Genomic DNA, 7,055 nt, shown 5'->3' with positions numbered 1-7,055 from the left:
TGATCAAGGCCGCGGACGAGTTCAAGGACAAGACCACGGCCATCAATCAGCTCTGGCAGACCGACTTCACCTACCTCAAGATCACCGGCTGGGGCTGGTACTATCTGTCGACCGTCCTTGACGACTTCTCGCGCTACATCGTGGCCTGGAGATTGGGGCCGACGATGTGCGCCTCCGACGTCACGGCGACGCTCGACCAGGCGCTCGCAGCTTCCGGCCTCGACCACATCACCGTCATGCAGCGGCCGAGGCTTCTGAGCGACAACGGATCGAGCTACGTCGCGGACGATCTGGCCAGCTGGCTCAAGGGCAAAGACATGCAACATGTGCGCGGGGCTCCGTATCATCCCCAGACCCAGGGCAAGATCGAGCGCTGGCATCAGACGCTGAAGAACCGCATCCTGCTCGACAACTACTACTTACCCGGCGATCTCGAACGACAGATCAGTGCCTTCGTCGAGCACTACAATCACGTTCGCTACCATGAGAGCATCGACAATCTCACACCGGCCGATGTCTACTTCGGCAGAGCAGAGACAATCCTGGCCGAACGTCAGCGCATCAAGCGCGACACCATTGCAAATCGTCGCTTGCAGCATCGTCTGCAGGCCGCTTAAACTCTAACCCCTGATGAGCCAGAGCCTCCCTTCGCAGAACGCCTGATCAGTCTCAAATCATCTGACGACGGACAGTAAATGTCGTTCCATGGTCATGGCATCGTGACGAGACTAAAGTCCGATGACCCAACTCGGGTGATTCATGGACTGCATTTAAATTCCGGTCATTAAGCGCCGGCCACGCTCGCATCCCGCTGAAGATAGGCCTCCTCCTTCGAGAGCAGCCTCGGCACGATAGTTGCTTCCTCCGCACAAGGTCGAACTGATCTTGAAATGAGGCTTCCAAACCGCCGCTGCGGTTTATCGAACCGTGATCAATCAAGACTGGGAGATGGCGGCATGTTCCGGCAAAACGATGATATCAGCTGGAGAATCCGTACTTGCTCGGGGGTAGCGAGGGGACCAACGGTGGCTGTCCCACGGCAGCGTCCGCGCATCTCCAATCCTTCCGAGGGCGGGAACACTATTGTTGGCTTCCTGCCACGACACTGCTTGGAAGGCGACCGTCGGGAGATTGAAAGGGACGATATGGAGCGATGCTTGGAGAACCCACCTGCATACGTTGCGCCACCATACTTCGTAAGCTTGGCGAGTTTCTCAAGAACAAGGCTACGCCGGGAATCGCTGCTTAGACTGCGACAAATCGATCTCAACACCACCGGCGTGTCGCCCCGCCGCGCGCTGGACAGTGCGGGGAGGTCGGTGCCTATGCAAGGCGGTTTCCACCTTTCGTCATGGGACGGCGAAGCCCGATTTCCAAGGTCACGGCTATTAGTCAGGGCCTTCTGCAAGGATCAGCGCCGAGGCGAGAATCTGATTGCGGTTCGTCGCATCGATCATGCCGGTCACGCACCTACACGACGCAGCGCGGATGGCTAGTGTGACGTTTCTCGACAAAATCCGAACGGTCGCCACCAGTCGCAATGACATTGTTCTGGTGGCGCTGCTGATCACGATCATCTTCATGATGATCATTCCAATGCCGCCGCTCCTCATGGATGTACTACAGGCACTCAACCTGGGACTCTCGGCACTCCTGCTCATGGTGGCGATCTATATTAAATCCCCCCTTGCATTCGTCTCCTTTCCGTCGGTGCTTCTGGTGACGACGCTCTTTCGGTTGTCGCTTGGGATCGCCGCGACACGCACAATCTTGCTTCGTGCAGACGCCGGCCAGATTATCAAGACCTTCGGAGACTTTGTGGTGGCCGGCAATCTCGTGGTCGGCGCGGTCACCTTTTTGATCATGACAATTGTCCAGTTCGTCGTCATCACTAAAGGATCTGAGCGTGTGGCTGAGGTTGCCGCACGATTTTCTCTGGATTCGATGCCTGGCAAGCAGATGAGCGTCGACGGCGACTTGCGCGCCGGCAGCATTGATATCCGAGAGGCAAGTCGGCGCCGCGTTGCGATTGAGCGCGAGAGCCAGCTCTACGGTGCCCTGGACGGCGCCATGAAGTTTCTCAAGGGGGACGCCATCGCAGGCTTGATTAGCATTGCCGTGAACATCATAGGCGGGATCGCGATTGGTTCGTTTCAAAAGGGAATGGGATTGTACGAGGCGCTCGAAGTGTATGCGATCCTGACCATCGGAGACGGGCTCGTCGGTCAGATACCGGCTCTCTTCACCGCGATTACTGCCGGGTTTATCGTCACGAGGGTTGGTGACAAAAATGCTGGAGCGGATCTCGGCAATGAGATCGGCGAGGAGATCGGCGCACAACCGCGTGCGCTTATTGTCGGATCATTCATTCTCGTCCTCTTTTCGTTCATCCCTGGCTTTCCAACGGCGATCTTCATGAGCTTGGCATTGGTAGTCGGAGCCGGTGGCTGGCAACTGCAGCGTAATCGGCGGATGGCCGCTCCGCCAATGGGTCGCTATTCGATGATAAGGGGAGCGCGCCTAACGGCATCGGATGAGCCGACCGACGGTGACGGGTCGGCCGACGACGTCATCACGTTCACGGTGCCCCTGATGATCGACGTCGGCCGCGACGTTCAGGCGGTCATCCCTCCCGATCTGCTCAAGAAAGCATTGGATGCAGAACGGCAGGCCCTGCTCCTTGAACTCGGTGTCCCTCTTCCAGCGATCAATGTGCGGGTCAACGATAGCTGCAAGGATGGAGCGTACGTCATCATGGTAAACGAGATACCATGTGGTGAAGGACGACTGCGGGCGCAACATCTTTTGGCACGTGATACTCCCGAGAACCTTGATCTAGTGGGCATTCCATATGTTCTGGATCAACCCTTCCTTCCTCGGATCGAGACGGTCTGGGTAAATGTCACACATCGCGAATCTTTGCGCGCCGCCGACATCCCGTTCCTGGAATTGATTCAGATTCTTAGCTACCACACCGGTCAAATCCTGCGGAAGCATGCTGCCGAGTTCGTTGGAATCCAGGAGACGAAAGCTCTTTTGAACCACATTGAGGTGCGGCTCCCGGAACTCGTAAAGGAGGTACTGCGCTCGGCTCCTCTGCAGAAGATTTCAGAGGTTTTTCAGCGACTGATCTCGGAAGAGGTTTCGTTGCGTAACATGCGCACCATCCTCGCCGCACTGGTCGAACGGGCACAGAACGAAAAAGACATTGTCCTTTTGACCGAGCATGTGCGCTGTGCGCTGAAGAGGCAACTGTGTGCCCCGTATTGTATCGGCGTGAACCTGTTGCCAGCCTACCTTCTCACGCCAGAGGTGGAAGAGACGGTGCGCAATTCCATTCGACAGACCTCAGACGGCAGCTATCTCGCCCTCGACGCTCGAACGACACGTCAGATCATTGATGCGATACGAGAGGCTATCGGCGACCTCAACCAGCCGCCGCACAAGCCGGTGCTGCTGACTTCGATTGATGTACGTCGATACGTTCGCAAGATCATCGAAACCGACCTCAACGAACTTCCAGTGCTGTCCTATCAGGAGCTTCCCCCCGATATCTCCATTCAGCCATTGGGACGGATATCGCTGCAATGACAAATGTGAACATAGAACAGGAGGTCCTCGCGGGTGAAAAGACCCAGCTGTCCTTGCGTGTGCTAGCTGGTCCCAACAAGGGGGCCGAGACGCTGCTCGACGATGGAGCGTGGCTAGTCGGCAGCCATGAAGCTGACGACCTTACCTTCGCAGATCCGGAACTGGTTGACTCACATCTTCGGATTGTCATCGCGGCGGGGCGAATCCAGATCACCGCACTCGCACCGGGTGTGCTCATCGGCGGGAGTGATTGTCTAACAGAGCACCCGACGATCCTCAATCCACTGACTCCGGTGCGGGTTGGGCGGACGACTTTCTGCATCGGCCCGACCGGTGGCAGCTTTCCCGAGATCGACTCCGTGGTCGAGTGTAGAAGGCCGCAGGCAGGGCATGCCCCCTCAGCTCCCGAACAACCATCGACGGGCGGTCGAGAAGCTGGTCTTCGGGTGAACTCGCTACGTCGGCCACTTCGCCTTGGCGCGGCCGCTTGCGGCCTCCTGATCATCGTCTGTGGAACGTGCGCCGGGGTGGCGGGTGTTGTTTCCTCTTTCACCTTAGCCCCCGTTCCGAGTACCGATCCGATCAAAACTGCCAGGAACGTGCTTCGCGATTTGAACGTCGGAGGCGGGCTCAGCATCGCGCTTTCCGGTGATAACCTGATCATTGACGGCGACCTGGTAGCTGCAGAGGCGACAAAGATCAAAGCAGCTCTACGCGACGCCGGACTAACAGCAGAGATAACACCGAAATCGGCAACCACCACTGTGCTGTCTGATGCAAAGGTCATCGACCTGTCGGCGACTGTCATGCGCGCATTCGGCATCGAGGCGAGTATTCGCGTGGAGAGCCCCGAAGGGATATCAGTAACGGGATATGGCCCGAGCGATGCAGTCGTCAAAGCGGCCCTTCGCCACCTGCAGCAGGATATTCCCGGGGTCCGCACAATTGATGACACCGTCGCAACTCCGGACCGTGCACGAGCCTTTCTGGAGACAGCGACGACAGCCGAACTCCGTCGCATGATTCGGATCGTGGTGAGGCCAGACGTCGTCCTCGTTTCGGGGACGCTTACTCCGCTCAGCTATAGCGAATGGCAGACCGTTGCTTCCCGTTTCGAGGAGAAGTTCGCGCCCCACATTCGGCTCGAGGCACACTGTTCGCGGGTAGTATTGCCGCTCGCGAGAGGTGTACACCTCGGCCGGTCTCCATTTATCGTCCTTGAGAACGGATCCCGCTTAAAGGTCGGGGACAATATCGATCATTTCGGCAAGATCGTTCTCATCGAACGCGAGGGGATGCTTGTGCGTATCGGAGAGGCCGACGTGCACGTCCCCTATTCGAGCAAGCCGGAATGGATAGCAGAGGAGGGTCAACTGTGAGCGAGCATCTGGTCGTGCTTGACCTACAGAAACGGCTAGTAGACGACATCGATGGTGCCGAGTTATCTGCCCTAGAGAGAGAGTTCGAGAGTTGGCGACAATCTTTGAAACGTGACATGGATAGCGGCGTCACGAGGTCTCATTTTGACTCATTATGCACATTGCTCGAGGCAATAGGTGCGGCAACAGAAGTTGTCAGTAGAACATGGATGCGCCAGCAGAGCGCACTATCCTCTGGCTTGGAGAGGTGAAATGGATATCAGAACTATAAGTGGCTCGCTTGGCAGATCTGTTGAGGCATCGGAGCGGGCCCTGAGAAGTCACATGGCGACGATGAATCCGGACGACACCATGGATCAGATCAAGCTTCAGATTTCAATGAATACACATACGACACTCTTGAGCCTGAATTCGACCGTTATCAAAGCGGTCCACGAAGCGCTCAACGCTATTATCCGAAACATCGCCTGAACTACGGACGATTCAAGGGTGCTATGTCTTCCAGCTTTATGCAACTACGTCATCTCCGATATTTCACGAGCATCGTGGATGCTGGTAGTTTTTGCCAAGCAGCGGTGACGATCCACGTCGCCCAGCCGGCCCTGAGTCAGCAGATGGCTGCCTTGGAAGCCGAGCTTGGCGTCGTGCTACTGCACCGTAGCGTACGCGGCGTTCGTCCGACTCGCGAGGGCCTGGTCTTTTATCGTGAGGCCACGTCCATTCTTCAGAAGGTCGACGAACTGCGCAGCGTCATCCGCTCTACGGCAGGAAAACCGGAAGTTGCTGTAAGGCTCGGTATGTCCTCGGCGCTCGCCGCTCCGTTCGCCTGCGCCTTGATGGAAGCCAGCCGGACTGCGCTCCCAGAAGTACGCCTCCATCTTGTTACGGGAGACTCTCTTCAGATGAAGCCGCTCATCGCATCAGGAGCGCTTGATATCTGCGCTGTGCTTGAGGATGAACCCACCTCAGGTGTTACTCGCCAGCCACTCTTTCAACAGCGTCTCCACCTGGTACGTCCTCCCGATACGGGAGAAGTCGCTCCCGCCGTTTCGCTTGAGGAAATGGCCGAGCTCCCTCTTGTATTGCCGACGCGGCCAAACACAATTCGCAACGCATTAGATCGGACGTTTGAAGTGGCCGGCGTGATGCCGAACTGCGTCGCAGAAGTCGACACGTTCGCCAGTGCGCTCTCCTTTGTTAGGGCCGGTCTGGCAAATGCGATCCTGCCCAAGGGCGACATTCCCGACATTCCAGGCCACGAAGCTCTGAGGCCCGTCGTTATAGATCCTCCGATCCATATGACAGCCTGCCTCATCTCCTCTGGCGACCTCGCCTCTGCCGCCGAAGCCGTGAGCGCCTTGCTGATTGCGCAGGTGGGAAAAGTGCTTCGTGCAGGGTGCGAGCTGATTGCGATGCCTGATCTCGATTCAAAAGGCAAGGCCCAGACGGTTGCCGAGCGACAATTCGGTGGCCGGCGGTTCACCTACTAGAGGTGATACGAAGCGCGTATACAAGTGGTCACTGGGAACGGTGTTTGAGGCGGCGCAACGCACCGGGATGGCATCACAGGGCTTGATGGTTACGCCAGGGCCAGGTCGAAACCCATGGTCGAAGTGTGTTGCCACTCCCAGGTCACTTCTGGTCTTGGTGGGTCAAATCAACGGTCCAAATGCAGTGACGGAGAGCAAGCACGCGAAAGCGGCAACTCGCCCGGCTTGGCCTCTCGTGTGATGAAGTACGCTTTTGAGGCGGTGGCGGCCTGTCTCTATAACAAAACAGCCAATGAGTGTTCGCCGTCAGCACTCTTGAGACAGATTGAAGGGTTTTCCGGAAGGAGGATTTCTGGTTCATCGTAGCCACCAGGAGCGAAGATGAAGCAGAAATCCGGGCCGCGTAAGCCGGCGGCTGAACAAGTGTTGAAGGACATCCGGCGCCAGACCCGTCGGCATTACTCTGCGGAAGAGAAGATCCGTATTGTGCTGGAGGGGCTGCGGGGCGAGGAGAACATCTCCGAGCTCTGCCGCCGCGAAGGCATCGCCGCCTCGATGTATTACGGTTGGTCCAAGGAGTTCCTGGAAGCCGGCA

6 protein-coding genes are annotated in these 7,055 nt (G+C 57.3%); all 6 read left to right on the top strand.

Translation table 11 applies throughout. The features are described 5' to 3' along the window. Positions 1–617 (top strand): DDE-type integrase/transposase/recombinase (locus E4K64_RS38795; RefSeq protein ID WP_135167593.1); only part of this gene is annotated, 617 nt, incomplete at its 5' end. A gap of 880 nt (positions 618–1,497) precedes the next feature. After that, complete coding sequence (gene sctV, locus E4K64_RS38790; protein WP_283810206.1) at positions 1,498–3,591, top strand: type III secretion system export apparatus subunit SctV; 2,094 nt, start codon at positions 1,498–1,500, stop codon at positions 3,589–3,591. Continuing rightward, positions 3,588–4,970 (top strand): FHA domain-containing protein, encoded by a 1,383-nt coding sequence (locus tag E4K64_RS38785; protein ID WP_126262201.1) that lies wholly within the window; start codon positions 3,588–3,590, stop codon positions 4,968–4,970. The genes sctV and E4K64_RS38785 overlap by 4 nt, the downstream gene beginning before the upstream one ends. Positions 4,971–5,222: 252 nt before the next feature. After that, positions 5,223–5,441, top strand: a complete 219-nt coding sequence (locus E4K64_RS38780; protein WP_126262200.1) for an EscF/YscF/HrpA family type III secretion system needle major subunit — start codon at positions 5,223–5,225, stop codon at positions 5,439–5,441. A 23-nt stretch (positions 5,442–5,464) separates the two neighbouring features. Then, a complete protein-coding gene (locus E4K64_RS38775; protein ID WP_135167592.1) occupies positions 5,465–6,460 on the top strand; it encodes a LysR substrate-binding domain-containing protein in 996 nt (331 codons plus the stop codon). A gap of 381 nt (positions 6,461–6,841) precedes the next feature. Further along, the coding region (locus E4K64_RS38770) for a transposase (protein WP_167767821.1) at positions 6,842–7,055 on the top strand (214 nt) is incomplete at its 3' end.

The sequence above is a fragment of the Bradyrhizobium frederickii genome (assembly GCF_004570865.1).
GTDB lineage: Bacteria > Pseudomonadota > Alphaproteobacteria > Rhizobiales > Xanthobacteraceae > Bradyrhizobium > Bradyrhizobium frederickii.
Note: the sequence above shows the minus strand (reverse complement) of the source record. Positions and strands in the feature narration are given on the sequence as shown.